The sequence below is a fragment of the Mycolicibacterium arseniciresistens genome, assembly GCF_030519285.1.
Lineage (GTDB): Bacteria > Actinomycetota > Actinomycetes > Mycobacteriales > Mycobacteriaceae > Mycobacterium > Mycobacterium arseniciresistens.
In genome coordinates, this window is the sequence record NZ_JAUMSQ010000489.1 from 1 (window position 1) to 2,641 (window position 2,641).

Annotated in this window: 2 protein-coding genes; both read left to right on the top strand. The window is 72.9% G+C overall.

The window, feature by feature from the left end; genetic code table 11:
• Positions 1 to 1,558: LuxR C-terminal-related transcriptional regulator (locus tag Q2100_RS30880; RefSeq protein WP_302917074.1), on the top strand; the 1,558-nt coding region annotated here is incomplete at its 5' end.
• A gap of 41 nt (positions 1,559 to 1,599) precedes the next feature.
• Positions 1,600 to 2,641, top strand: a 1,042-nt coding sequence (locus tag Q2100_RS30885; RefSeq protein WP_302917075.1) for an AAA family ATPase, incomplete at its 3' end; no start/stop codon positions are given.

The following is a 2,641-nucleotide window of genomic DNA, read 5'->3' on the forward strand; positions in this document are numbered from 1 at the left end:
CCGGGCGATCGTCGCCGCAAGGGCGAAGCGCGACGCGGCGGCGTACGAGGCCGCGTACGCGCTGCTCGCGATCGCCGAGCTCAGCCCGCTCAGCGAGTCGGAGCGGGCCGAGATGGCCTGGTTGCGCGCCCAGATGGAGTTCACCCGCGGCCGTGGCGGCGAACCCGGAGCGCCGCAGCTCGCCGCGGCGGCCGCCCAATTGCTCGACGCCGCACGGCGATTGGAGACCCTCGACGACGAGTCGGCAAGCGAGGCGCACCTCGAGGCGCTGGCGGCGGCGATGTACGCGTCGCAGTGCGCCCCGCCCGGAGCGCTCGTCGCGGCTGCCGAGTCGGCCCGGCACGCGGTCAGCCGCCTGGCCGATCCGCACCGCCCCACCGATCTCCTGCTCAGCGGGATGGCCGACCTGATCATCGACGGCCTGACCGCAGGCGCCGACCGGCTGCGGTCAGCACTCGAATCGTGGTGCACCCACGCGCAGCGCAACGACGGCGAGGCGCTGCGCTGGCTGTCGCTGGCGTTCCCGATCGTCCAGGAATCCGCTGCGGGCGAGCTGTGGGACGACGAGGTCATGCATCGCCTCGCGACCGCCATGGTCCGCAACGTGCGCGACGCGGGCGCACTCGCCACCCTGCCGTCCGCTCTCGCGTTCCGTGCGGGCATACATGTGCTGGCCGGTGAATTCGACCAGGCGGCAACCCTTCTCGAAGAGGCCGAGGCGATATCCACCGCGACGAACCACAAGCCGGTCAAGTACCACCGGCTGCACCTGTCGGCGTGGCGTGGCGACCCGGAGGAGACGGCGGCGCTGATCGACGTCGCCACCGGCATGGCCACGGCCAAGGGGGAGGGCCGGCTGCGCGGGCTCACCGGGTACACCGCCGCGATCCTGCACAACGGACTCGGCCGCTACGAGGAGGCGTTCGCCGGCGCCCGACGGGCCTGTGAGAGTGACGACCTCGGCTTCTCCGGCTGGTGCCTGCTGGAGCTGACCGAGGCCGCCGCCCACCTCGGCGAGCACGATGCCGCCGAGGAGGCGGTGCAGCGGCTCGAACGGCGCGCAGGTGACAGCGGCACCGATTGGGGGCTCGGTGCGCTGGCCGGGGCACAGGCGCTGCTCGCCGACAACGAGGAAGCCGACGCGTTGTTCAACGAGGCCATCGACCGCCTGGCAGGCACCAGGGTGGTCGTGCAGCTCGCCCGTTCCCACCTGCGCTACGGCGAATGGCTGCGCCGCGGCAATCACAGATCGGATGCGCGAAAGCACCTCGGCGACGCGCACGAGATGTTCAGTCGGATGGGGGCGCAGGCGTTCGCGGAGCGCGCCCGGCGCGAGCTCGTGGCCGCCGGGGAGAAGGTGCGCAAACAACCGATGCGCTCGGGCGACGAGCTGACGGCACAGGAGTCGCAGATCGCCCGGCTGGCCGCCGACGGTCTGACCAACCAGGAGATCGGCGCCCAGCTGTTCCTCAGCACCCACACCGTGGAATGGCACCTGCGGAAGGTGTTCGTCAAGCTCGGCATCAGCTCACGCCGACAGCTGCGCACGATGACGTAGCCCAGCGCCCTGCCGGTAGGGTCATCGCCACGGTGGAGGCGATGGCAGGCAGAGGCCGAGGACAACGGTTACGCGGACGCTCCGGCGAATCCGAGGCGCTGCGCGCACTGCTGGCGACGGCCCGTTCCGGCAGCGGCCAGGCCCTGGTGCTGCGCGGCGAGGCCGGCGTGGGCAAGACGGCCCTGCTCGAACAGCTCGCCGAGGGCGCCGCCGGATTCCACATCGCCCGCGTCGGCGGCGTGGAATCCGACATGGAACTCGCCTTCGCAGGCCTTCAGCAACTGTGCGCGCCGCTGCTCGGGCAGCTCGACTCGCTGCCCGAACCCCAACGGGAGGCACTCAACGTCGCCTTCGGCCGCGGTGCGGGCCCGACCCCCGACCGGTTCCTCGTCGGGCTCGCGGTGCTGAGCCTGATGGCCGCCGCCGCCGACGACCAACCCCTGCTGTGCATCGTCGACGACGCCCAGTGGCTCGACGAGGTGTCGGTGCAGACGCTGGCGTTCGTCGCCCGCCGGTTGCTCGCCGAGCCGGTCGCCATCGTGTGCGCGGCGCGCGACGAGGGCGCCGAGGCGCTGGCCGGCCTGCCCACACTGGCGGTCGGCGGCCTGTCCGACAGCGACGCCCGCGAGCTGCTCGACTCCGTGATGGTGGGCCGCATCGACCCGCGGGTGCGCGACCGCGTGGTCGCCGAGACCCGGGGCAACCCGCTGGCCCTGCTGGAAGTGCCGCGCAACAACCCGGCGTCCGAACTCGGCGGTGGCTACTCCGCCGTCGGCGCCGGCCGGTCGGCGGGCCAGATCGAAGAGGGCTTCATCCGCCGCATCGATGCGCTGCCGCCCGACACCCGCACACTGCTGCTGCTCGCGGCCGCCGAACCCGTCGGCGACGCCGCCGTGTTCCTGGGCGCCGCAACTCATCTCGGGATTCCGGTCGGCGCGCTCGGCCCCGCCGAAGCCGAGGGCCTGATCGAGTTCGCGGGCCGGATCCGGTTCCGCCACCCGCTGGTGCGCTCGGCCGTCTACCGCGCCGCCGACCTCGCCGAACGCCGCGCCGTGCATCAGGCGCTGGCCGACGCCACCGACC